Raw genomic sequence first — 20,749 nt, forward strand, 5'->3', positions numbered from 1 at the left:
TACATTCTAGAGCGTTTCGTACAAGTCAGACCAGTGCCGTGGTGCCGACCGACTCCCGTTCGAGCAGAGACCGTTTGACGTCGAGCCCCCACGCGAAGCCGCCGAGCGTTCCGTCCGAGCGCAGCACCCGGTGGCACGGGACGAAGAGCGCCGGGGCGTTCCGGGCACACACGCTCGCTGCCGCCCGCACCGCGTCGGGCCGGCCCATCGCCGCCGCGAACCCGGTGTAGGTCAGGGTGCCGCCGGCCGGGATCCGGCGGAGCTGGCGCCACCCCTCGGTGAAGAGCTCGGTGCCGAACTGCCGGACCGGTACCTGCATGGCGTGCTCGACCTCGCCCGAGTAGAAGGCGTCGACCGCGTCGGCCGAGGCGACCGCGCCGTCGAGCACCCGGTCGGGGCGGTGGCGGTCGGCCAGACGGGCCAGGATCCGCTCGACGGAGTCGGTCCACCCGGACGCGAGGACCCTGCCCTCGGCGTCTTCGAGCACGGTGAACGCCCCGTCGGGGGTGTCCAGGGTCTGGATGGTTGCGTCGGTCATCGGTCGTCCTTCCGGGGGTCCTCGGGGGCACGGGCTGCACGGGCGCCGGCGGTCGCGGTCATCGCGCGGTCGATGATCGGTCGCCAGCAGTGCATCGTGAGGTAGCTCCGCCAGGGGGCCACCTGCTCCGACCATAGGGAGAGCTCGCGCGCCGTTCCGGGCAGCCCGAGTTCCTGTGCACCGTTCCGCACGGCGAGGTCGCTGTGGAGGAAGATGTCGGGGTGGTGCCGGACCCGGAGCGCGACGTAGTCGGCGGTCCACGGCCCGATGCCCTTCACCGCGAGGAGTCCGTCGCGCAGGTCACCGAGGGACTGCCCACCGTCCACCACCAGGGACCCGTCGGCGAGCGCCGCAGCCACCCGCAGGATCGTGTCGACGCGGGCGGCGGGGCCGCGCAGCACCTCGTGCCCGCGTTCGGCGATCGCCACCGCGGACGGGAACAGCAGCCCGCCGCGCCGGATGGCGTCCGGCGCCGTCGCGCCGAGTGCGGCCACGAGCCGGGTCTGCGCCGTGCGCGCCGCGGCCACCGAGACCTGCTGCCCGATCAGGGTGCGGAACACGATCTCGTGCGCGTCCACCGCACCGGGGAGCCGGAGACCGGGCACCCGCGCGACGGGGCCGGCGAGCTCGGGCACGGCTCCGAGGACGGCGTCGACGGCGACCGGGTCGGCGTCGAGGTCGAACAGTGCACGCACCCGCGCCACGAGCGCGGGCAGGTCGGAGAGGTCGGTGACCCGCACGCGCAGGTCGATCCCGGTGCCCCGACCGGCCACGTCGGGGACGGCGGCCGACGCGCTGAACCAGCCCGGGCCTCCAGGCAGGGCGACCAGCCGCCCGTACGACGTGACCCGACCGGTGGGGTCGGTGTCCACCTGCTCCGTGCCCGGCAGGGCGTGCAGCGCGTGCCAGTCGAGCAGGCCCTGCGCGTCGAAGGGTGCCCGGGCCGGCAGGTGCACGTGCAGTGCCCCGTCGCCGCCGTCCGTGGCACCGTCGCCTCGCCCGGACCGGCGTGCGCGGAGCTCCGTTGGAGTGACGGCGAAGACCTCGCGCACGGTGTCGTTGAACTGTCGGACGCTGGCGAACCCCGCGGCGAACGCGACGTCGGCGATGGGCAGGTCGGACGAGGTGAGCAGGGTCCGCGCGGTCTGCGCCCGGTGCGCCCGGCTGAGCGCCTTCGGCCCGGCGCCCAGCTCGGCCGTCATGATGCGGTTGAGCTGCCGCTCCGAGTAGCCCACGCGCGCGGCGAGCCCGGGGACGCCGTCGCGCTCGACGACACCGTCGAGGACGAGTCGCATCGCCCGGCCGGCGACGTCCTCGCGCAGGTCCCACTCGGGGCTGCCGGGGGTCGCCTCGGGCAGGCAGCGCTTGCAGGCGCGGAAGCCGGCCAGGTGCGCTGCGGCGCTCGTGCGGTAGAAGGTGACGCCCGAGACCCTCGGCGTGCGGGCCGGACAGCTGGGCCGGCAGTAGATGCCGGTGGAGTGCACGGCGGTGACGAACTGGCCGTCGAAGCGCGCGTCGCGCGAGGCGACGGCGCGGTGCCGTTCGGCGTGCAGCGCGTCCGGCTGCACGTCGGTGTCCGGGGTGGTCATGGACTTAGCCTGACATGCGCCGCCGACGTCGACTGGCGGGAATCGGACGGAGCAGCGCACGGCCGGGAGGCCCGGCTAGCGTTGGCCGGGTGACTTCCGCAGACGACGTGGCCGGTCTCGACGACCTGCCGTTCCGGACCGAGGTCGAGGTCGCGCTGCTGCTCGTCTCGCCGCGGCACCGGTACGAGGGGCGCCCGGCCGACGGCGCGCTGCCGGTGGGCGCGGACGATCCGGACGAGTCACGCGACCGGATCGAGCTCCGGTCCGGGCTGGGCATCGTCGGTGACCGGTACTTCGCGGCCCGGGCGCACGTGCACGCCTCGGTCACGGTGATCGGCCTGGAGGGGCTCGAAGCCGTCGGCACGGCGATCGGGGCGACCGTTGACCCCGCTGCGACCCGGCGGAACGTGTTCCTGCGGGGCGCCGACGTCGAGGCACTGCGGGGCGAGCCGTTCTCGCTGGAGAGCGTGCTTTCCGGTGACGACGGCGGCGGCACCCTCGGCCGTGCTGTCCGGTTCCGTGGCTACCGGGCGGCGAACCCCTGCGCCTGGATGGACCACGAGGTGGCCCCCGGGGCGTTCCGGGCGATGCGCGGCCGGGGCGGCGTGCGGTGCGACCCGGAGTCCGACGGTGTGCTCACCCTCGGACCCGCGGTGCTCCGCACGGCCCGCCCCGTGGCGCTCGGCTGACGCGGTCGCCGGGCGACGCTCGTCGGCAGAGTGCTCAGGCGGTGAGGGCGCTCTCGATCGCGTCGACGAACGCCGGCAGGTCGTCCGGGGTGCGGGAGGTGATGAAGCCGCCGTCGACCTGGACCTCCTGGTCGACCCACTCGGCACCGGCGTTGCGCAGGTCGGTCTGCAGCGACGGGAACGAGGTGACGGTCTTGCCGGACAGCACGCCCGCCTCGACGAGGGTCCACGGGCCGTGGCAGATCGCCGCGACCGGCTTGCTCGCCTCGGCGAAGGCCTGCACGAGCGTCGCCGCGCGGGACTCCTGGCGCAGCGTGTCGGCGTTGATCGTGCCGCCGGGGATCACGAGGGCGTCGAAGTCCTTCGCGTCGACACCGGCGATGGTGGTGTCCGGCTCGAGCGTCTGCCCCGGGTCCTTGTCGCCGACCAGGGTCTGGATCGTGCCGGTCTCCTTCGCCGCCACGGTCACCGAGGCACCGCGCTCACGCAGCTGCTCGGTGGGGACGACGATCTCGTCCTGCTCCACGCCGTAGTTCGTCGTGATGACGAGGACCTTCTTGCCGTCGAGGGTTGCCATGATCGCTCCTTCCGCGGCCCGGTCGTTCCGGCCGCACACCCGAGGGTCGTCGGGGTCGGCTGGGCAGGCCTCCAGGGGCGGCTCGGGGGTCCACTCGGGCGGTCGCAACACCCCGCTCACGTCCGCCGGGCGGTCACGAAGTGTCGCCTGGCGGCGGCGCAGCCGACGGTTCCTGACCACTCGGCGCAGGCCGGCCGGGGTGTCCTGACCGGCCGCCGAGGCGCCGTGGACGCGCCCACCGCCGGCCTGGAGGCACGGTGCGGGCCCGCCACGGGCCTCCAGGCCGCCGTCCGGGCGGTCGCCCCCCCCGCTCACGTCCGCCGGGCGGTCACGAAGCGTCGGCTGGCGGCGGCGCAGCCGACGGTTCCTGACCACTCGGCGCGGACAAGGCGGGGTGTCCTGACCGGCAGCAGACCGCCAGCCGCGCAGGACGGGCGCCGCGATCAGCCGCGGATGCGGAAGGCCTCGCCGTCGCGCTCGACGGTCAGGCCGTCGTACCCGTGGACCCGGTGCAGGCCGGCCGTCACCGGGTGCTCGAGCGGACCGACGACGACCGTGGTCGCGCCCGAGGCGATGGCGGACTCGAGTCCGGCCGGGGCGTCCTCGAACGCCACGCAGTCGGTCGGGTCGAGGCCGAGCAGGGCAGCTCCGCGCAGGTAGCCGTCGGGGTGGGGCTTGCCGTGCTCGACGTCCTCCGAGGGCACGAAGGCCTCGGGCACGGCGAACCCGGCGGCGGCCATCCGGCCCGCGGCGAGGTCACGCGGGGCACTCGTGACGAGGGCCACCGGGACGCCGAGTTCGACGAGTCGCTGCACGAAGGCGACGGCGCCGGGGATCTCGAGGATGCCCTCGGTGCTCGCGGTCTCCTCGGCGACGAGCTCGGCCGCGATCCGCTGCTGCTCGGCCAGGGGCAGATCGGGGAGGAAGCGCCGCAGGGTGTCGATCGCCTGCCGCCCGTGCGAGAACGCGAGGATCTCGTCGGGGTCGATGCCGTTCGCGTGGCCGAACCGGGTCCAGGTCGCCTCGACCACCGCGGTCGAGTCGACGAGGGTCCCGTCCATGTCGAAGAGGACCCCGGACGCCACGATGTCGATCACGCGCCCGACCCTAGCCCACGGGCCCGACCGTCCCGCGGTCCGCGCGCGAGCGGTGTCAGCGCGCCCGCGGTCCGCGGTCGAGCGGTGTCAGCGCGCCCGGACGTACCGGGTGAGCAGCACGCCGTCGGCGCCGAGCAGCACGTGCGCCGGTCGCATCCGCCGGAGCTCGGGTGACGAGCCGCGGGCGATGCGCGGCCCCTCCCCGCCCTCGAGCGACGGGTCGATCGTCAGGGTCAGCTCGTCGACGGCGTCCGCGGCGATGAGTGCTCCGAGGAACGACGGCCCGCCCTCGCAGTGGATCATCCCGAGGCCACGGTCGGCCAACACGCCTCGGATCCGCCCGGCGTCCACCGAGTCCGGCTCGTCGTCCGCGCTGCAGCGCACGACGTCGGCGACCTCGGCGAGCGCCTGGGCCTTCGACGACGCTGCCGCCGTCGCCGACGTCAGGACGATCGGGCGCACCGGCGCCTCGGTGAACACCCGAGACCCCGCGTCGAGCGACAGCGAGCCGGTGACGATCGCGAACACGGGGTGGTCCGGCTTGCCGTGCGCCCGCCGCCAGGCGACGTCGGCGTCGTGCAGGACCATCGGCCCGTAGCCCTCGTCACGGACGGTGCCGGCGGCGACGAGCACGACGTCGGCCACCCGCCGGAGCAGGTCGAAGACGCGCAGGTCGTCGTCGCCACCGAGCGACCCGGACACCCCGGCAGCCGAGGCCGAACCGTCCAGCGTCGCGACGAAGTTCACCCGGAGCCAGGGGTCCGCGGCGTCGGCGGTGTAGAGCTCGAGCAGGTCGTCGTCGGACAGGTCCGCGATCGACGGGGGCAGGACGTTCACGTGTTGTGCCTCGATTCCACGGGGGTGCGCCATCCGAGCGTGGCCTCGACCATGCGCATCGCGTCGACGCTCTCGGCGACGTCGTGCATCCGGACGATCCGGGCCCCGAGCATCGCGCTCACGGTCGCGACGGCGAGCGATCCGGAGAGCCGTTCTCCGCGGGGGCGCCCGAGCGACTCCCCCACGAAGTCCTTGTTCGACACCGCGGCGAGGACCGGGTAGCCGAGCGCGACGACCTCGGGCAGCCGACGGGTGAGCTCGAGCGTGTGCACGGTGTTCTTGTGCAGGTCGTGGCCCGGGTCGACGATGATCCGCGACTCGGGGATGCCCGCGGCGAGCGCACGGTCGACCCGTTCGCGCAGGAACGCGACGACCTCGCCCGCGATGTCGCCGTACTGCGGGGGTGCGGGCAGCGGACGACGGGGTTCCGCGAGCGAGTGTGTGATGACGACGGTGGCCTCGGAGTCGGCGACCACGGCGGCCATCCGGGGGTCGGACAGGCCGGTGGTGTCGTTGACGACGGTCGCCCCGGCTGCAATGGCCGCCGCGGCGACCTCGGGACGGAAGGTGTCGACGCTGATGACGACGTCGGACTGCTGGGCGAGCTGCTCGACGACGGGCACGACGCGGTCGATCTCGTCGGAGGCGGGCAGCTCCGGACCGGGGGCGAACTTCACGCCGCCGATGTCGACCCAGTCGGCGCCCTGCTCGGCTGCGCGGACCGAGGCGGCGACGGCCCGGTCGAGCTCGAAGGTGGCGCCGCGGTCGTGGAACGAGTCGGGGGTGCGGTTCACGATCGCCATCACGGCGATGCGGTGGTCGAAGTCGATGGTGCGGCGGCCGAACGTCCGGACCGGGTGGCGCAGGTCCGGCACGACCCAGCCGGGGCCGGCCGTGCCGTCGGGGAGGCCCGTCATGCGTCCGCCCCGGCACTCGCGTCGTGCCCGGCCTCGGTCCCGGGCCCGGCACCGATGAGCGCGATCGCCTCGGCCCGCCCCGCGGCGTCGGCGAGCGAACCGGTCGCCGCCACCGTCACGGTCGTCGAACCGGTCTGGCGCTCCCCACGCGTCGTGACGCACTGGTGCTGCGCGTCGAGGACCACCAGGACGCCCTCGGCGCCGAGCCCCTCGGCGATGGTCGCGGCGACCTGTTCGCCGAGCCGCTCCTGCAGCTGCGGACGGGAGGCCACCGCGTCGAGGACCCGCGCCAGCGTGCCGAGCCCGATGAGGCGGTCGCCCGGCGCGTACGCCAGGTGCGCGACCCCGAGGAACGGCAGCAGGTGGTGTTCGCAGACGGAGCGGAACTTCACGTCCCGCACGATGACGAGCCGACCGCGTTCGCCGTCCTCGGCGTGCACGGTGCCGTCCCGGGCGATGGCGACCGCGTCTGTGCCGATCCCGGAGAAGAACTCGGCGTACGAGTCGGCGACCCGGGCGGGGGTGCGGGTGAGTTCCGGGCGGTCGGGATCCTCGCCGATGGCGAGCAGCAGCTCGCGGACGGCGGCCTCCACACGGGCGCGGTCCATGGGTGACGTCACCCGCTCATCCAACACCAGCCATGGCCGGAGAACGCGGGCAGACGCCCAGCGCGAGGTGCGCGAACCGCGTGGAACGGGCCTCCCGGCCGTCACAACCTGTGAGACGGGTGTGACACGCCCGAAACCCAGCGTCCTTTAAACTCTCGTGGTGAGCGCCCCGCAGACCGACACCACGCCCCGGAACCGCTTCGCGACCGGCCTCGATCGATTCTTCTCCATCACGCAACGCGGATCGTCGATCCCCCGCGAGGTCCGCGGTGGCCTCGTCTCGTTCGTGACGATGGCGTACATCGTCATCCTGAACCCCCTCATCCTCGGCGGGTTCAGCGCCGACCAGGCCGCCAAGGACGTCAGCGGCGGATGGCTCGAGAACGCTCAGGTGGCCGCGGCGACCGGTCTCGTCGCCGGCGTCATGACCATTGCGATGGGCATCATCGCGAACCTGCCGTTCGGCATCGCCGCGGGGCTCGGGATCAACTCGTTCCTCGCCGTCAGCGTCGTGCACCAGGTCACCTGGGCCGAGGCGATGGGCCTGGTCGTCATCAACGGTGTGATCATCGTGATCCTCGCGCTGACCGGCATCCGGACGATGATCTTCACCGCCGTCCCCGCACAGCTCAAGGCCGCGATCACCGTCGGCATCGGCCTGTTCATCGCGTTCATCGGGCTCGTCGACTCCGGCTTCGTGCGGTCCTCCGGGCTCGCGTCGCCGCCGCTGCAGCTCGGCGAGGACGGCTCCGTCGGGGCCCTGCCGACCATCGTGTTCCTGATCGGCCTGATCATCATCGGCACGCTCATGGCCCGCCGGGTCAAGGGTGCGCTGCTCATCGGCATCGTCGCGACCACGATCATCGCGATCATCCTGCAGGCGATCTTCCAGGTGCCGACCTCGGTCGACTCGAAGACCGGCTGGAACCTCAACGCCCCCGGCCTGCCGAGCGCACTGTTCGCCGTGCCGGACCTGTCGCTCGTCGGCCACGCCGACGTCTTCGGCGCCTTCACCCGCATCGGCCCGCTCGCCGCGTCGATGCTCGTCTTCACCCTCGTCTTCACGAACTTCTTCGACGCCATGGGAACCATGACCGGTCTGGCCAAGGCCGCCGGTGTCGCGAAGCCGGACGGCACGTTCCCCCGCCTGAAGTCGGCGCTCGTCGTCGAGGGCGTCGGCGCGATCGCCGGTGGCGGCGCGTCGGTGTCGTCGAACACCGTCTTCATCGACTCGGCCTCCGGCATCGGCGAAGGTGCCCGCACCGGCATGGCCTCGGTGGTCACCGGCCTGCTGTTCCTGGCGTCGATGTTCCTCACGCCGCTCACCCAGGTCGTCCCGCTCGAGGTCGCCGCCGCCGGGCTCGTCGTCGTCGGTGCGCTCATGGTCGCGCAGGTCGCGGACATCTCGTGGTCGGACTTCGGCTCGGCCCTGCCGGCGTTCCTGACGATCGTCGTCATGCCGCTGACCTACTCGATCGCGAACGGCATCGGCGCCGGCTTCATCAGCTGGGTGCTCATCAAGCTGCTGTCCGGCCGTGGCCGTGAGGTCTCGTGGCTGCTCTACGTCGTCGCCGCGGGCTTCCTGCTGTACTTCGCGCGGGGGCCGCTGGAGGCGCTGCTCGGCGTCGGCTGAGGCTTGCTGCTGGGCCCTGCTGATCCGGGTCTGGCTGGACCTGGCGCAAGACGCCGTCGTGTCATCGAGACGCCGCCGATTCCGGCGGCGTCTCGACGTTTCCGGGGCGTCTTCCGCAGGACGCCGGCGTCTTCCGCAGGCCTGGAGGCCCGTGGTCAGTCCGGCAGGTCGCTCGGCGTCGCCTCGTGGTGGCGCTGGTCCTGGGTGCGACGGTCTTCCTTCATGCCCGCCTCGAACAGGTGGCGACGGCCCTGCACGAGCTCGTCCCGCGCCGTGCGCTCGAGCTCCTTGGCGAGGGCGTAGTAGCCGTCGTCGTAGTCCTCGACGATCTGGAACGTCCAGCGGCCCGCGATGACGTTGCGGCCCACGAGTTCGGTGTCGATGCGTTCGGCGATTTCGGTGTGCCCGGCCTTCCGCAGCTGCTCGACCGCCTCACCGAGGTTCAGGTCAGCGGTGCCGGTCAGTCGGTGGAACCCGTAGAGCAGACCGCGGGCGTGCTCGATGACCTCGACCGCGGCGGACAGGCTGCCGAGTGCCTCGACCGTGGCCTCGGACACCCCCTCGGGAACCTGGTGCTGCGCGTCGGGGCCCTGTGCGTCGTTCGTCATGGGTCCCGTCTACACGACGACTGCCGAGGCCGAGCGCAGTCACTTCGTCTGGTTGGGGTGGTGGGTGTGCACGTCGGTGATGCACACCACCCGGTCATCCACGTCGACCGTGAACCAGATCCGGGCGCCGCGCTTCAGCTCGAACTGACGACGCGTCCACTCCCGGCCGGAGTGTCGAACCACACCGAGTTCCCCGCGCAGGGCGTGGCAGGACAGGTCCTCGGTCAACGGATCCGTGGTCAGCCGATCCCACGCGGCAGCGACTGCGTTCCGCTGCACCGCCACCACGTCGCGCCACCCCTGTTCCGCGCCGCGCGTCCCGAAGACGATCGTGTACCCCGTCGAACGGATCGGCCGGGGGACCCCGCCGCGCCGGCCCGCCATCGCGTCAGGGCTTCTGGACGCGGATCGGCTCGGCGAGGATCTCCGGCTCTCCGGTGTCCCAGCCCGCGGCGATCGCCTCGGCACTGTTGCGCCACGCCTGCATCTCGAGCAGGAGCCTGCGCGGCTGCCGGAGCGAGAACGAGCCACGGGCGACGTCGACGATCTCCCGGGCGAAGCGCTGCTGGTCTGCGGCGCCGAGGAGCTTGATCCACGGGTACGGGATCGCCAGCCGATCGTGGAGTGGCAGTTGCTCGTTGAGCGTCACCGCGGCGATGAGCTGCGCCGCGATGTCGAGGACCGCGTCGTCGTCGTCGGATCGTTCCTTCGTGGTGAGGACGAGGGGCTTCCCGTCGCGACGGGTGACCTCGAGCGGGGCTTCCTCGGCGGCAGCGAACACCTGCTTGGCGTGGCGTGAGAGGTCAGAGGACTGCACCGACCGTCGGGATCGGGGCGGAGCGACGAGCGTCATGGATCGAGCCTATTCAGAACGTGTTCTGAACGCAACGGTCGGTTGCGACGTCGGAGGTCGACACCTACCATTCGAACACACGTTCGAACGAGGAGACCTGATGATGATCACCGACACGGCCGCCACGGTGTGGTGGGTCGAGGGCACGCCGACGCGGCTCGTGTGGGCCGGACGGCGCTGGCGAGTGAGCGACACCCCCACCCGGCTGACCGTGACGCGCGCCGAACTGCCCACCGCGATCACCCATGCGCCCGAGCGCACGGTGGGCTGGCGGTTCCAGGCGACCAGCGACGACGACGGTGAGGCCCTGGTGGTCGACATCGTTCCGCAGGGTGCCGGCTGGGGCGTGGCCCGGACGTGGACGTGAGCGGCCCGGACCGCTACCGTCCGGACATGGACAGGTGGGTGGCGCTGCTGCGCGGGGTGAACGTGAACGGCATCACGATCCGGAGCGCTGAACTCGCGGAGCTCTTCCGAGAGCTCGGGTTCGACGACGTCCGCACCGTGCTCGCCTCGGGCAACGTCGTGTTCTCCGCCGACGTGCCCGCCGAGCAGCTCAAGACGTCGATCGAGCAGGGGCTGCGCGACCGGTTCGGCTACGACGCCTGGATCGTGCTCGTCCGGCACGACGCCCTCGCGGCCGTGGTCGACGGGTTCCCCTTCGCGCGTGCCGACGAACGGCACGACTACGTCGTGTTCGGGTCCGACGACGATGCGCTCGACGCCTTGGTCGCGGACCGCGAACACGACGACTCGGTCGAGCAGGTCGCCCGCGGCGACGGGGTCGTCTACTGGTCGTGTCCGAAGGGCTCGAGCACCGACACCGTGTTCGCCAAGCGGGCCGGCGCCGCACGCTTCAAGCGCACGACGACGACCCGCAACACGAACACCCTGCGGAAGCTCCTGTGACGATCGGCACGCTGCACCACGTCGAGCTCCGCACCGCCGACCTCGACACCGCCGCCGGGGCGTGGGGCTGGCTGCTCGGCGAACTCGGCTACGAGCCGTTCCAGCAGTGGGACCGCGGCAGGAGCTGGCGGCTCGGCCCGTTGTACGTCGTGCTCGAATCGGCACCGCTGGACGGCGATCACGACCGCCGCCGACCGGGGCTCAGCCACCTGGCGTTCCACGCCGGTGCTGCCGAGACGGTGGAGCGACTCTGGGCCGCGGCTCCCGGTCACGGCTGGGCACGCCTGTACGAGGACCGACACCCGTTCGCCGGTGGTCCGGAGCACCACGCGGCCTTCTTCGAGGACGCCGAGCGGTTCAAGGTCGAGCTCGTCGCCAGCTGAAGGTGCCGCCGGGGCCGGGGTGGCTCAGGCCTGCGGCGGCTGCCCGTTGCTCGCCATGGTGCCGCCGTCCACCGGCAGGACCGCACCCGTGATGAACGAGGCAGCGTCGCTGGCCAGGAACAGGATCGCCTCGGCGACCTCGGCAGAGCGACCTCCGCGGCCGAGGGCGATGCGCTCGGTGAACTTCGACTGCAGGGCCTCGTCCTCCGCCTGCTCCTGGGTCAGGTCGGTCCAGATGAGTCCCGGAGCGACGGCGTTCACGCGCACGCCGAACTGCCCGTTGTCGAGGGCAGCGGCCTTGGTGAAGTTCGTCACGCCACCCTTCGCCGCGTTGTAGGGGCTCATCCGCCAGTCGGCGTCCTCACCGGAGACCGACGAGGTGTTGACGATCGACCCCTTCGTCTCGCGCAGGAACGGCAGGGCCGCCCGGGTGCCGTAGAACACACCGGACAGGTCGGTCTCGATGACCCGGCGCCACTCGGCCGTGCTGATGTCGGTGATGTCGCCCGAGCTGAAGGTCCCGGCGTTGTTCACCAGGACGTCGAGCCGGTCGAAGCGGTCGATCGCCGCCGAGACGACGGTCTCCCAGTCCTCCGGGCTCGCCACGTCGGCGTGCAGGGCGACGACCCGGTGCGTCGGCAGGGAGTCACCCACCGCGCGGACCTTCTCCTCGACGCTGTCGGTCAGCACGACCGACGCGCCCTCGTCGATGAACGCCCGCGCCGTCGCCTCACCGATGCCGGACCCCGCTCCCGTGACGATCGCGACCTTGCCCTCGAACCGGTTGCCCATGATGTCTCCTCTCGTTGCACGAACCGTGCCCGGGGAGACGCCATCGACCCGAGGGGCACGGCAGACCACGGTGCCCCGGACCGACTGGACGCGTTCGGAGGCGCCGGCAACGTCCCGGGAACAAGGTCGCCCCGGCCCCGCGAGGCGGAACCGGGGCGACGTGCGACTGCAGCGCAGGGCAGGGCAAGTACTGGTGTCAGCCGGTCGAGTCGTCGAGGTCGAAGTCGCGCTCCAGGGAGATCGTCGGGATCGACGCGGTGATGACCGAGCCGTCCGCACGCAGCGTGCCCTGGATGTCGCTCGTGGTCGGGGCGTGCCCGGACATGCGCGGCCCGTGGTGCGGCAGCGGCACCACGGTGGGCTCCCCCGCCTCGATGTCCCACTGCTGGTTGTGCACCCACACCGTGAAGCCCGAACCGGTCTCGACCGTGAGCGTCATGGCTTCCTGCTCGAGGTCGACCCGGACCCGCGATCCGCGCACCGTCAGACGGTAGGACAGACGGTCCCAGTGCTTCGGCAGCCGCGGGTTGAAGCTCATCCGGCCGCCGTGGTCGCGCATGCCGCCGAAGCCATTGACGAGCGCGCCCCAGATACCGCCGGTCGACGCGATGTGCACGCCGTCCGAGGTGTTGCCGTGCAGGTCCGCCAGGTCGACGTAGAGCGCGGTCTGGAAGTACTGGTCGGCGAGGTCGTGGTACCCGACCTCGGCCGCCATGATCGACTGCACGACCGCGGACAGCGTCGAGTCACCGGTGGTGAGTGCGTCGTAGTAGTCGAAGTCGCGACGCTTCTCGGCCGCGGTGAACTCGTGCCCCTGCAGGAACAGCGCGAGCACGACGTCGGCCTGCTTCAGCACCTGGAACCGGTAGATCACCAGCGGGTGGTAGTGGAGCAGCAGCGGGCGCTTGGACTCGGGGGTGTTCTCGAGGTCCCAGAGTTCCTTGTCGAGGAACTGGGCGTCCTGCGGGTGGATGCCGCGATGCGGGTCGAAGGGGATCTCCATCGACTCGGCGGCGTGCTCCCACTCGACGAGCTCGTCCGGCTGCAGACCGGTCCGGCGCACCATGCGGTCGTACTCTTCGGCGTCGTCGGCGGCGAGCTCGCGGCAGGCGTTGACGGCGAACCACAGGTTCGCCCGCGCCATGACGTTCGTGTAGAGGTTGTCGTCGACGACGGTCGTGTACTCGTCCGGCCCGGTGACGCCGTCGATGTGGAACTTCTTGTCGCCGTTGGACCGCCAGAACCCGAGGTCAGCCCAGAGCCGCGCGGTCTCGACGAGCACGTCGATGGCGCCGCGCTTCAGGAACTCGCGGTCGCCCGAGGCCCGCACGTACTGCATGAGCGCATGCGAGATGTCGGCGTCGATGTGGTACTGCGCGGTGCCGGCGGCGTAGTACGCGCTGGACTCTTCACCGTTGATCGTCCGCCACGGGAACAGGGCACCGCGCTGGTTCAGCTCGCGCGCCCGCGCCCGTGCCGCGTCGAGCATGTTGTAGCGGAAGCGCAGGGCGTTCCGGGCGACGATCGGCGCCGTGTACGACAGGAACGGCAGGACGTAGATCTCCATGTCCCAGAAGTAGTGGCCGCCGTAGCCGGAGCCGGTGACGCCCTTCGCGGCGATGCCGTGGCCGTCGGTGCGGGCAGTGGCCTGCGCGAGCTGGAAGAGGTTCCAGCGGACGGCCTGCTGGATCGCGGGCTGACCGGCGATCTCGACGTCGCTGCGGGCCCAGTAGTCGTCGAGCCAGTCGCGCTGCTTCGCGAAGGTCTCGTCGACGTTCTCGGCGTGCGCGCGGTCGAGCGTGCGGTCGCACCGGTCGGCGAGCTCGCGCACGGGCACCCCGCGGGAGGTGTGGTAGACCACGTGCTTCACGAGCCGGATGGGCTGACCGGCGCGGGCCTGCACCCGGTAGACGTGCTTCGCCAGGTCGTCCTCGATCGACGACGACTCGTCCCAGCTGTTCTCGGTCTCGATGTGGTGCTCGACGCCGACGCAGATCGTCATGCCGGAGCTGGACGCCTGGTACCCGAGGACCGAACGGCCGCCGGTGCTGCGCTTGAGCTTCGGCACGAGCACCCGCTCGGTGAACGACTCGGCCTTGCGGGGGTCGAAGGCGTTCGCCGCGGCCCGCATGCCGGCGTGGTACTCGTCCTGCACGTCCTGGCGGTTGAGGATCTGGCTGGACAGCAGGATCGAGGCGTCCGCGTCGAGCACGGTGACCTCGTAGTCGATGACGGCGAGGTGCCGGTCGGTGAACGACACGAGTCGACGTGCCCGGATGAGCACCCGCTTGCCGGACGGCGTCGACCACTCGGTCTCGCGGAACAGGTACCCGCCGCGGAACTCCAGCCGGCGGGTGTGCCGGAGGATGTCGGCCTCGGCCAGCACGAGCGGCTCGTCGTCGACGTAGAGGCGGATGACCTTGGCGTCCGGCGCGTTGATGATCGTCTGCCCGGTCTTCGCGAAGCCGAAGGCGTCTTCCGCGTGCCGGATCGGCCAGGTCTCGTGGAACCCGTTGATGTACGTGCCGTACTGCACGCCGCCGCGGCCTTCGTCGAGGTTCCCGCGCAGGCCGAGGTACCCGTTGCCGACGGCGAAGTTCGTCTCGGCGACGCCCTGCTCGTCGGGGGTGTACTCGGTCTCGACGAGGGCCCACTCGTCGATCGGGTAGCGGACGCGGTCGAGGGGGTCCGAGGTGATGGGGTTCATGCTGCTCCGTGGGAAGGGAGGGAGATGGGTGCGTCGGTGCGGCCGGCAGCCAGGGAGCGTCCGGCCGGGTGGCCTACGTCGTGCTGGTGGCCGGTGCGGGCAGCTGGTCGATGAGTTCGTCGAGGTCGGACACGACGACGTCGGCACCGTGCTCGCGCAGGGCGTCCGCCCCGGCGCCGCGGTCGACACCGACGACGAGACCGAACGACCCGTTGCGGCCGGCTTCGACCCCGCTGGTGGCGTCCTCGACCACGACGCACTCGGCGGCGGTGAGCCCGAACCGGGTCGCCGCGTCGAGGTAGGTGTCGGGCGCCGGCTTGCCGGTCAGGCCGTCCTGGCGCGCGACGAGCCCGTCGACGACGACGGGGAACCGGTCGAGGATGCCCGCCGTCCGGAGCACCGACGTGGCGTTCGCCGAGCTCGAGACGACCGCGACGGACATGCCTGCGGCGATCGCGGCGGTCAGGAACCGGAGCGACCCCGGGTAGGGCTCGACGCCGTGCTCGTCGAGCTCGGCGGTGAACTCCGCGTTCTTCCGGTTGCCGAGCCCGCACACCGTGTCGGTGTCCGGCGCGTCGTCCGGGGTGCCCTGCGGCAGGTCGATGCCGCGCGACTCGAGCAGCGAGCGCACGCCGTCGTAGCGGGGCTTGCCGTCGATGGAGGTAAAGTAGTCCTGCTCGGTGTACGGCGCGACCCCGTGTGCTTCGAGGTACGGCGTGAACAGTCGGCTCCACGCGCGCATGTGGACGTCGGCGGTCGGGGTGAGCACGCCGTCGAGGTCGAACAGGAGCGCGCGCTGGTCACTGAGTCGCGCGGGCGTGCGCTGGTCCTGCGTCGTCATCTGCGGTCCTCCGGGGACTGGTGGTGGACGAATGGCTCGCGACGAGTCTAGGACCGCTCCAGTCCGGACGTTCCGACGCGCCGCACCCTGTGGAGCGAGTTCACCGGACGCTCCGCCGTGCAGGGAGGACCCCCGCCACGGTGCACCTGTGAGGCCTCTGAGACACGCCCCGGCACGCTGACCCGGACGAAAGGCACCACCATGACCAGCGACACCACGGCCGCACCCCACGACGGCACGCAGTCGAAGCTCCGCCAGGCGATCACCGGCCCGCTGCTGTTCCTCTTCATCCTCGGCGACGTGCTCGGCGCCGGCATCTACGCCCTGATGGGGACGCTGGCGAAGGACGTCGGCGGCGCACTCTGGGCACCGCTGGTGCTCGCGCTCCTGCTGGCCCTGCTCACCGCGGGCTCCTACGCCGAACTCGTGACGAAGTACCCGAAGGCCGGCGGTGCCGCGGTCTTCGCCGAACGCGCCTACAAGGCGCCGATCGTCTCGTTCCTGGTCGGGTTCAGCATGCTCGCCGCCGGCGTCACGAGCGCCGCCGGCCTGTCGCTCGCCTTCGCCGGCGACTACCTCGGCACCTTCGTCGACCTGCCGCCCGTGCCCACCGCGATCGTCTTCCTCGCCCTGATCGCCTGCCTGAACGCCCGCGGCATCTCCGACTCGCTCAAGAGCAACGTCGTGATGACGATCATCGAGGTCTCCGGTCTCGTCATCGTGATCGTCGTCGTGGCCGTGATGCTCGGCGGTGGCGGCGGTGACGTCTCCCGGATCGGCGCGTTCCCGTCCGAGGCGAACCCGGCACTCGCGACCCTGAGCGCCGCGATCGTCGCCTACTACTCGTTCGTCGGCTTCGAGACGTCCGCCAACATCGCGGAGGAGGTCCGCGACCCCCGCCGCGTCTACCCGAAGGCCCTGTTCGGCGCCCTCGCCACGGCCGGCGTCGTCTACGTCCTCGTCGCCCTCGCCAGCGCGATCGCCCTGCCCGCGTCGGAGTTGTCCGAGTCCAGCGGCCCGCTGCTCGCGGTCGTCTCCGCCACCGGCGTCCCGATCCCCGACTGGGTCTTCAGCCTCATCGCCCTGGTCGCCGTCGCGAACGGCGCGCTGCTCACGATGATCATGTCGAGCCGCGTGACCTACGGCATGGCCGAGCAGCGGCTCCTGCCCGCCCTGCTCGCGAAGGTCCTGCCGAACCGGAAGACCCCGTGGACCGCCATCGTCGCCACCACGATCGTCGCGATGCTCCTGACCCTGGTGGGCGACGTGGGCGTGCTGGCCGAGACCGTCGTGCTCCTGCTGCTCTTCGTGTTCATCAGCACGAACGTCGCCGTCCTGGTGCTCCGCCGCGACCGCGTCGAGCACGACCACTTCCGGGTCTGGACGTTCGTCCCGGTGCTCGGGGTGCTGTCGTGCATCCTGCTGCTCACGCAGCAGAGCGGTCAGGTCTGGATCTACGCCGCGATCCTGCTCGCCGTCGGCGTGGTCCTGTACTTCGTCGCCCGGTTCACCGGGCGACGTTCCGGACGCGACCACGAGGCGGGCGTGATCCACTGACGTCACGTCCCACGGGCCTCCAGGCAGACCGTCTGGAGGCCCGTGGTGCGTCCGCCGCTCCGCCCGCGTGGTCAGCGCAGGTCGCGCACCCAGGCCTCGATCGCGTCCGAGATCTGGGTGCGGGCATCAGCACGGCTGATGGTCGCCGTGCGGTCGCCCGGCTGGTCGCCGTAGGCACCGAAGTCGGCGTGGTTCGACCCCTGGATCTCGGTCATGGTGGCGGTCGACGGCAGCTTGTCCCGCGCGGCGTCGACCTTGGCCGGGGTCGACAGACCGTCACGCGAACCGGAGACGCTCAGCACGTCGATGTACGACCGGCTGATGTCGTTCGCGCAGTAGCTGCCGAGCAGCAGCAGGCCGTCGGCGTCCTGGGCGAGCTGGCACGCGCGGACCCCGCCGAGGGAGTGCCCGCCGACCGCCCAGCGGGCGACGGAGGGTGCGTGGGCCTCGAACGTGGCGAGTGGCCGGGTGTCGAAGAACGCGAGGTTCAGCGTCGGCTTCGTGATGACCACCGTCGTGCCGTTGGCGACCACCTGCCGGAACGTGGCCATGTAGGCGTACGGATCGACCTTCGCGCCGGGGATGAAGACGATCCCGACCCCGTCGGCCTGGCCGGTCGGGGTCATCACCACCGAGTCACCGGCGTCCCGGACCGCGATCCGGTCGTCGCGCCAGACCTGCAGGGCAGCGCTGCGGGTGCCCTGCATCACGATGTGCGCCCAGACGAGGAACACCACCGCGATCAGCACGACGACGGCGACGATCCAGGTGGTCCAGCGCAGCGCTCGGTTCATGTGGCCACCGTACGGCGCATCCGGGCCCGGCGGCGTTCGCTTCGTGAGCAGGAATGGTCGGGTGCGACGTGCACACCCGACCATTCCTGCTCACGATGTCGCCCGGGAAGGGCGACCGGGACGCGCTACTTGATGGCGGCGCGGATCTCGGCGGCTGCTGCGCCGACGTCCGAAGCGCTGTAGATCGCGCTGCCGGCGACGGCGATGCGGGCACCGGCCTCCTGCACCGAGGCGACCGAGGACGCGTTCACGCCGCCCGCGATCGAGAACGGGACGCCCGAGTCCTTGCCGGCGTCGAGCAGGGTCGAGAACGTGAAGCCCTCTTCCGCCTGCTCGTCGAGCCCGGCGTGGACCTCGACGAACTCGGCGCCGAGCGCGACGACCTCGCGGGCACGGGCGGCCTTGTCGGAGACGCCGATCAGGTCGACGACGATGCCCTTGCCGTGCTTCTTGGCGGCCTTGACGGCGCCGACGATCGTCGAGTCGCCAGCGACACCGAGGACGGTGACCAGGTCGGCACCGGCCGAGAAGGCGATGTCGGCCTCGAGCTCACCAGCGTCCATGGTCTTGAGGTCGGCGAACACAATCTTGTCGGGGTGTGCTTCCTTGATCGCGGTGACGGCGGACAGGCCGGCGCTCTTGATCAGGGGCGTGCCGAGCTCGAGGACGTCGACGTGCGGCGCGGCCGCGGCGGCGAGCTCGAGGGCGGCTTCGGTGGTCAGGGTGTCCATGGCGAACTGGAGCTGCATGGGTGTGCCTTTCATTCGAGGTTGGCGTGACGGGGCCAGAGGTCGTCGGCAGACTGCCCGCCTCGGGTCCACAGGGCGTGGAACACGGCGTCGCCCACCAGGGCGACCGCCTGTTCGAAGAGGCCACCGGCGTACTGGGCCGAGGCGGTGCCGGAGCGGTCGGTCTTCGTCGCGGCGGGCAGCACGATCGTGACGTCCGCCAGCTCGGAGAGCGGGGAGTCGTCGGTGGTCGAGAGCGCCACGACGGATGCGCCGACCTCGTGCGCGGTGCGCGCGGCCTGCACGATGCCGGTGGTCGTACCGGAGCCGCTCGCGACGAGGAGCAGGTCACCCGGACGGATGGCCGGAGTGGTGACCTCGCCGACGACGTGGGCGTCGAGCCCGAGGTGCATGAGGCGCATCGCGGTCATGCGGAGGGCGAGGCCGGAGCGACCGGCGCCGTGGACGAACACCCGGTCGGCGCCCTCGATCAGGTCGAGTGCGCGCTGGGCCGGGGCGTCGTCGAGGCGGGCCGCCAGGTCGCCGACCTCGCGGACGACCAGGTCGAGCGCTGCGGAGACGGTGGTTGCTGCCATGCCCTCGATCCTTCCGTCGCGCGCCTCGGCACGCCGCTACCCGCCCCGGCAGGGACCCCATCCCATCGGGTGGGCCCGTCCGCTCGGGTGGGACGGGTACCGTCGCGTCCATGGACGCATCGGTCGACACCCTGGAGGCTCGGGGCGGCTCCGCCATCCGGCTCGCGGCCGCCGAGCACGCCCGGACCGTCGCCGAGCAGGCGGACCGGCACGCGCTGACCCTCGAGTCCGTCCTCGCCGTGCTCCGGTCGTCGCGGGTCACCGACGCGGCTGCCCGGGCGGAGGCCGTCGAGATCGCCTCGGCCGCCCTCGTCGACCTGCGCACCGTGACCGATCAGCAGCGGAGCACCCTGCTCGAACCCGTCACCGGCGCGTTCTCGCGGTTGCGCGCCGACCTGCGGCCGCTCGTGCGCTTCGGGGACCTCGACGTGCAGTTCGTCGAACCGCCGGCCACCGGTCGTGCGTTGCCGGGCGACGTCGCCCACGCGGCCCGGGCGATCGTGCGGACCGCGGTGCTCGCCCTGGTCGACGACGGTGCGGCGAAGCGGGTGCGCATCCAGTGGGACTGCGACGGCCGGAACCTGCTCATGCAGCTCCGCGACGACGGCTCCGGCACGCTCGACGTGCACGACGACGCCATGCGGCCGATCGCGGAGCGGGTCGTCACGCTCGACGGCCGGGTGCAGGTCGCGAGCACGCCCGGCTGGGGATCGGTGCTCGACATCTCACTGCCGCTCGACCCGCGGCCGACCGAGGTGGACGCGGTCGACGACGGCGACCTGACCCCGCGGGAGCGCGACGTGCTGCGGCTCGTGGCGACCGGTGTGGGCAACCGGGAGATCGCCGAGGGACTCGGCATCAGCGTCAACACCGTGAAGTACCACGTGGCGAACCTGCTCCGGAAGCACGGCGCCCGGACCCGGGCCGAGCTCGCGGCGTTCAGTTCCCGGGCGTGAACCGACGGGACCGCGACGAGGCGTCCCGACGGGACCGCGACAACGGGTACCGACGGTCGAGCGCGGGCTCGACGACGGTCGCCATCAAGAACTGCGAGAGCAGCCGTCCACCCGCCCAGTAGATGGGGATGACGAAGATCGCGGCCCCCGGCCAGATGCGCGAACCGATCAGTGCCAGGGTGCCGAGCGTCACGACGATGCCGACGCCGGAGTACAGGTACTGCCAACCGCGCGAAGCTTCGTCGCGCTGCGCCTGCTCCCGCTCGGCGCGCTCGTCGAGCCCGCGCACCCCCGGGTCGAGCGAGGCCGGCTCCTCGGTGGCGAACAGGTCGCGCACGGGGACCTCGAGGGCCGTGGCCACCGCGGACAGCGACTCGAGGCTCGCGTCGTTGCCGCTCTCCATCCGTTGCACCGTCCGCACGGCGATGCCGCTCGTCTCGGCCAGTCGTTCCTGGGTCCAGCCCCGCAGTCGTCGGAGTTCACCGATCCGCATCTCGTTCATGTCCTGAACAGTAGGGAACCGCGGAACGCCGCACCACG

The 20,749-nt window shown here is 71.8% G+C and carries 24 protein-coding genes; 7 read left to right on the top strand and 17 right to left on the bottom strand.

The genetic code is table 11. The features are described 5' to 3' along the window. Positions 1-25: 25 nt before the first annotated feature. Positions 26-538 carry a methylated-DNA--[protein]-cysteine S-methyltransferase gene (locus BIU91_RS15685; protein ID WP_071406198.1) on the bottom strand — a complete coding sequence of 171 codons (513 nt, stop codon included), beginning with the start codon at positions 536-538 and terminating at the stop codon, positions 26-28. Next, on the bottom strand, positions 535-2,127 hold the full coding sequence (locus tag BIU91_RS15690) for an AlkA N-terminal domain-containing protein (protein ID WP_071406199.1): 1,593 nt from the start codon (positions 2,125-2,127) through the stop codon (positions 535-537). Before BIU91_RS15690 ends, BIU91_RS15685 begins: the two co-directional genes overlap by 4 nt. 89 nt (positions 2,128-2,216) lie before the next feature. Between BIU91_RS15690 and BIU91_RS15695 the strand changes: the two genes are divergently transcribed. Continuing rightward, a complete protein-coding gene (locus BIU91_RS15695) occupies positions 2,217-2,816 on the top strand; it encodes a molybdenum cofactor biosysynthesis protein (protein WP_253183780.1) in 600 nt (199 codons plus the stop codon). A gap of 34 nt (positions 2,817-2,850) precedes the next feature. Here BIU91_RS15695 and BIU91_RS15700 read toward each other — a convergent pair whose 3' ends face one another. From BIU91_RS15700 to folE, 5 genes are all read right to left on the bottom strand, one after another. After that, positions 2,851-3,393 carry a type 1 glutamine amidotransferase domain-containing protein gene (locus BIU91_RS15700; protein WP_027466778.1) on the bottom strand — a complete coding sequence of 181 codons (543 nt, stop codon included), beginning with the start codon at positions 3,391-3,393 and terminating at the stop codon, positions 2,851-2,853. Between the two features lie 443 nt (positions 3,394-3,836). Next, positions 3,837-4,490, bottom strand: coding sequence for an HAD-IA family hydrolase (locus BIU91_RS15705; RefSeq protein ID WP_071406201.1), 654 nt, complete (start codon positions 4,488-4,490; stop codon positions 3,837-3,839). An 87-nt stretch (positions 4,491-4,577) separates the two neighbouring features. Beyond that, on the bottom strand, positions 4,578-5,327 hold the full coding sequence (locus tag BIU91_RS15710) for a pyrimidine reductase family protein (protein ID WP_253183781.1): 750 nt from the start codon (positions 5,325-5,327) through the stop codon (positions 4,578-4,580). After that, the gene (gene folP, locus BIU91_RS15715; RefSeq protein ID WP_071406203.1) at positions 5,324-6,244 is read right to left on the bottom strand and encodes a dihydropteroate synthase; all 921 of its coding nucleotides are present in this window, start codon (positions 6,242-6,244) and stop codon (positions 5,324-5,326) included. Before folP ends, BIU91_RS15710 begins: the two co-directional genes overlap by 4 nt. After that, a complete protein-coding gene (folE, locus tag BIU91_RS15720; protein WP_071406204.1) occupies positions 6,241-6,852 on the bottom strand; it encodes a GTP cyclohydrolase I in 612 nt (203 codons plus the stop codon). Before folE ends, folP begins: the two co-directional genes overlap by 4 nt. Before the next feature lie 157 nt (positions 6,853-7,009). On the opposite strand from folE, the gene BIU91_RS15725 reads away from it, so the two are divergent. Continuing rightward, positions 7,010-8,485 (top strand): NCS2 family permease, encoded by a 1,476-nt coding sequence (locus BIU91_RS15725; RefSeq protein ID WP_027466783.1) that lies wholly within the window; start codon positions 7,010-7,012, stop codon positions 8,483-8,485. A 155-nt stretch (positions 8,486-8,640) separates the two neighbouring features. Here BIU91_RS15725 and BIU91_RS15730 read toward each other — a convergent pair whose 3' ends face one another. The 3 genes from BIU91_RS15730 to BIU91_RS15740 all read right to left on the bottom strand — a co-directional run bounded on the left by BIU91_RS15730 (position 8,641) and on the right by BIU91_RS15740 (position 9,946). After that, positions 8,641-9,093, bottom strand: coding sequence for a hypothetical protein (locus BIU91_RS15730; protein ID WP_071406205.1), 453 nt, complete (start codon positions 9,091-9,093; stop codon positions 8,641-8,643). A gap of 39 nt (positions 9,094-9,132) precedes the next feature. Continuing rightward, positions 9,133-9,381: a hypothetical protein gene (locus BIU91_RS15735; RefSeq protein ID WP_220038343.1), complete on the bottom strand. Its 249-nt coding sequence runs from the start codon at positions 9,379-9,381 to the stop codon at positions 9,133-9,135. A gap of 100 nt (positions 9,382-9,481) precedes the next feature. Next, complete coding sequence (locus BIU91_RS15740; protein ID WP_071406207.1) at positions 9,482-9,946, bottom strand: hypothetical protein; 465 nt, start codon at positions 9,944-9,946, stop codon at positions 9,482-9,484. A 103-nt stretch (positions 9,947-10,049) separates the two neighbouring features. On the opposite strand from BIU91_RS15740, the gene BIU91_RS15745 reads away from it, so the two are divergent. From BIU91_RS15745 to BIU91_RS15755, 3 genes are read left to right on the top strand one after another with little or no spacing between them, the layout of a single operon-like run. Beyond that, a complete protein-coding gene (locus BIU91_RS15745; protein ID WP_253183782.1) occupies positions 10,050-10,313 on the top strand; it encodes a hypothetical protein in 264 nt (87 codons plus the stop codon). Between the two features lie 26 nt (positions 10,314-10,339). Then, positions 10,340-10,855: a DUF1697 domain-containing protein gene (locus tag BIU91_RS15750; RefSeq protein ID WP_071406274.1), complete on the top strand. Its 516-nt coding sequence runs from the start codon at positions 10,340-10,342 to the stop codon at positions 10,853-10,855. Further along, complete coding sequence (locus tag BIU91_RS15755; RefSeq protein WP_071406209.1) at positions 10,852-11,238, top strand: VOC family protein; 387 nt, start codon at positions 10,852-10,854, stop codon at positions 11,236-11,238. Before BIU91_RS15750 ends, BIU91_RS15755 begins: the two co-directional genes overlap by 4 nt. A gap of 24 nt (positions 11,239-11,262) precedes the next feature. On the opposite strand, the gene BIU91_RS15760 is transcribed toward BIU91_RS15755, so the two are convergent. The 3 genes from BIU91_RS15760 to BIU91_RS15770 all read right to left on the bottom strand — a co-directional run bounded on the left by BIU91_RS15760 (position 11,263) and on the right by BIU91_RS15770 (position 15,578). Next, positions 11,263-12,030, bottom strand: coding sequence for an SDR family NAD(P)-dependent oxidoreductase (locus BIU91_RS15760; protein ID WP_071406210.1), 768 nt, complete (start codon positions 12,028-12,030; stop codon positions 11,263-11,265). Positions 12,031-12,226: 196 nt separating this feature from the next. Then, positions 12,227-14,737: a glycosyl hydrolase family 65 protein gene (locus BIU91_RS15765; protein ID WP_071406211.1), complete on the bottom strand. Its 2,511-nt coding sequence runs from the start codon at positions 14,735-14,737 to the stop codon at positions 12,227-12,229. Between the two features lie 73 nt (positions 14,738-14,810). Next, entirely contained in the window at positions 14,811-15,578 is a 768-nt protein-coding gene (locus BIU91_RS15770; protein ID WP_071406212.1) for an HAD family phosphatase, read from the bottom strand. Positions 15,579-15,779: 201 nt separating this feature from the next. Here BIU91_RS15770 and BIU91_RS15775 point away from each other — a divergent pair, with 201 nt between their 5' ends. Next, the gene (locus tag BIU91_RS15775) at positions 15,780-17,135 is read left to right on the top strand and encodes an APC family permease (protein ID WP_071406213.1); all 1,356 of its coding nucleotides are present in this window, start codon (positions 15,780-15,782) and stop codon (positions 17,133-17,135) included. 71 nt (positions 17,136-17,206) lie between these two features. Here the strand turns inward: BIU91_RS15775 and BIU91_RS15780 are convergent, their stop codons facing one another. The 3 genes from BIU91_RS15780 to hxlB form a co-directional block, all read right to left on the bottom strand. Then, a complete protein-coding gene (locus BIU91_RS15780; RefSeq protein WP_071406214.1) occupies positions 17,207-17,929 on the bottom strand; it encodes an alpha/beta hydrolase in 723 nt (240 codons plus the stop codon). A 125-nt stretch (positions 17,930-18,054) separates the two neighbouring features. Beyond that, positions 18,055-18,678 (bottom strand): 3-hexulose-6-phosphate synthase, encoded by a 624-nt coding sequence (hxlA, locus tag BIU91_RS15785; RefSeq protein WP_071406215.1) that lies wholly within the window; start codon positions 18,676-18,678, stop codon positions 18,055-18,057. An 11-nt stretch (positions 18,679-18,689) separates the two neighbouring features. Continuing rightward, positions 18,690-19,253: a 6-phospho-3-hexuloisomerase gene (gene hxlB, locus BIU91_RS15790; RefSeq protein ID WP_071406216.1), complete on the bottom strand. Its 564-nt coding sequence runs from the start codon at positions 19,251-19,253 to the stop codon at positions 18,690-18,692. Positions 19,254-19,363: 110 nt separating this feature from the next. On the opposite strand from hxlB, the gene BIU91_RS15795 reads away from it, so the two are divergent. After that, complete coding sequence (locus BIU91_RS15795) at positions 19,364-20,209, top strand: LuxR C-terminal-related transcriptional regulator (protein WP_071406217.1); 846 nt, start codon at positions 19,364-19,366, stop codon at positions 20,207-20,209. On the opposite strand, the gene BIU91_RS15800 is transcribed toward BIU91_RS15795, so the two are convergent. Beyond that, positions 20,193-20,711 (bottom strand): helix-turn-helix transcriptional regulator, encoded by a 519-nt coding sequence (locus tag BIU91_RS15800; RefSeq protein ID WP_071406218.1) that lies wholly within the window; start codon positions 20,709-20,711, stop codon positions 20,193-20,195. The genes BIU91_RS15795 and BIU91_RS15800 overlap by 17 nt on opposite strands. Positions 20,712-20,749 lie beyond the last annotated feature (38 nt).

The sequence above is a fragment of the Curtobacterium sp. MMLR14_002 genome (genome assembly GCF_001864975.1).
In the GTDB taxonomy this organism is placed as follows: domain Bacteria; phylum Actinomycetota; class Actinomycetes; order Actinomycetales; family Microbacteriaceae; genus Curtobacterium; species Curtobacterium flaccumfaciens.

What these genes read in the sequence shown, in the direction of transcription:
- BIU91_RS15685 (WP_071406198.1), bottom strand. Translation starts at nt 538, where the DNA reads ATGACCGACGCAACCATCCAGACCCTGGACACCCCCGACGGGGCGTTC.
- BIU91_RS15690 (WP_071406199.1), bottom strand. Translation starts at nt 2,127, where the DNA reads ATGACCACCCCGGACACCGACGTGCAGCCGGACGCGCTGCACGCCGAA.
- BIU91_RS15700 (WP_027466778.1), bottom strand. Translation starts at nt 3,393, where the DNA reads ATGGCAACCCTCGACGGCAAGAAGGTCCTCGTCATCACGACGAACTAC.
- folP (WP_071406203.1), bottom strand. Translation starts at nt 6,244, where the DNA reads ATGACGGGCCTCCCCGACGGCACGGCCGGCCCCGGCTGGGTCGTGCCG.
- folE (WP_071406204.1), bottom strand. Translation starts at nt 6,852, where the DNA reads ATGGACCGCGCCCGTGTGGAGGCCGCCGTCCGCGAGCTGCTGCTCGCC.
- BIU91_RS15730 (WP_071406205.1), bottom strand. Translation starts at nt 9,093, where the DNA reads ATGACGAACGACGCACAGGGCCCCGACGCGCAGCACCAGGTTCCCGAG.
- BIU91_RS15740 (WP_071406207.1), bottom strand. Translation starts at nt 9,946, where the DNA reads ATGACGCTCGTCGCTCCGCCCCGATCCCGACGGTCGGTGCAGTCCTCT.
- BIU91_RS15745 (WP_253183782.1), top strand. Translation starts at nt 10,050, where the DNA reads ATGATCACCGACACGGCCGCCACGGTGTGGTGGGTCGAGGGCACGCCG.
- BIU91_RS15750 (WP_071406274.1), top strand. Translation starts at nt 10,340, where the DNA reads ATGGACAGGTGGGTGGCGCTGCTGCGCGGGGTGAACGTGAACGGCATC.
- BIU91_RS15760 (WP_071406210.1), bottom strand. Translation starts at nt 12,030, where the DNA reads ATGGGCAACCGGTTCGAGGGCAAGGTCGCGATCGTCACGGGAGCGGGG.
- BIU91_RS15765 (WP_071406211.1), bottom strand. Translation starts at nt 14,737, where the DNA reads ATGAACCCCATCACCTCGGACCCCCTCGACCGCGTCCGCTACCCGATC.
- BIU91_RS15770 (WP_071406212.1), bottom strand. Translation starts at nt 15,578, where the DNA reads ATGACGACGCAGGACCAGCGCACGCCCGCGCGACTCAGTGACCAGCGC.
- BIU91_RS15775 (WP_071406213.1), top strand. Translation starts at nt 15,780, where the DNA reads ATGACCAGCGACACCACGGCCGCACCCCACGACGGCACGCAGTCGAAG.
- BIU91_RS15780 (WP_071406214.1), bottom strand. Translation starts at nt 17,929, where the DNA reads ATGAACCGAGCGCTGCGCTGGACCACCTGGATCGTCGCCGTCGTCGTG.
- hxlA (WP_071406215.1), bottom strand. Translation starts at nt 18,678, where the DNA reads ATGCAGCTCCAGTTCGCCATGGACACCCTGACCACCGAAGCCGCCCTC.
- hxlB (WP_071406216.1), bottom strand. Translation starts at nt 19,253, where the DNA reads ATGGCAGCAACCACCGTCTCCGCAGCGCTCGACCTGGTCGTCCGCGAG.
- BIU91_RS15795 (WP_071406217.1), top strand. Translation starts at nt 19,364, where the DNA reads ATGGACGCATCGGTCGACACCCTGGAGGCTCGGGGCGGCTCCGCCATC.
- BIU91_RS15800 (WP_071406218.1), bottom strand. Translation starts at nt 20,711, where the DNA reads ATGAACGAGATGCGGATCGGTGAACTCCGACGACTGCGGGGCTGGACC.